The organism is Seonamhaeicola marinus (assembly GCF_008085455.1).
Genome location: NZ_VSDQ01000633.1, coordinates 1 through 484 on the forward strand (window position 1 = coordinate 1; position 484 = coordinate 484).

At 37.6% G+C, this 484-nt stretch carries 1 pseudogene; it reads left to right on the top strand.

The window, feature by feature from the left end:
- A pseudogene (locus tag FUA24_RS10930) lies at positions 1-484 on the top strand (alanine--tRNA ligase); the annotation flags it as partial.

A 484-nucleotide genomic window follows, 5' to 3' on the forward strand; every position in this document is an offset into this window, starting at 1 on the left:
GAAAACAACGTAATTATTCATTTTACCAAAAACTTGCCTAAAAATGTAGAAGCAGCATTTAAAGCTGTTGTTGATGCTAAACAGCGTTACCGTACAGAGTGTAACCACACAGCAACACACTTATTACACCAAGCATTACGCGAAGTTTTAGGCACACACGTAGAGCAAAAGGGAAGTGCAGTACACTCAAAATACCTACGATTTGATTTTTCACACTTTTCAAAATTAACCGTTGATGAGTTACGCGATGTAGAAAACTTTGTAAACGCCAGAATTGATGGTAAATTACCTTTAGAAGAAAAACGAAATATTCCAATGGATGAAGCTATTGCCCAAGGAGCTATGGCTTTGTTTGGTGAAAAATATGGCGATACGGTAAGAGCTATTCGTTTTGGGCAATCTATTGAGCTTTGTGGCGGTACACACGTAAAAAATACAGCCGATATTTGGCATTTTAAAATAACATCAGAAAGTGCAGTGGCAG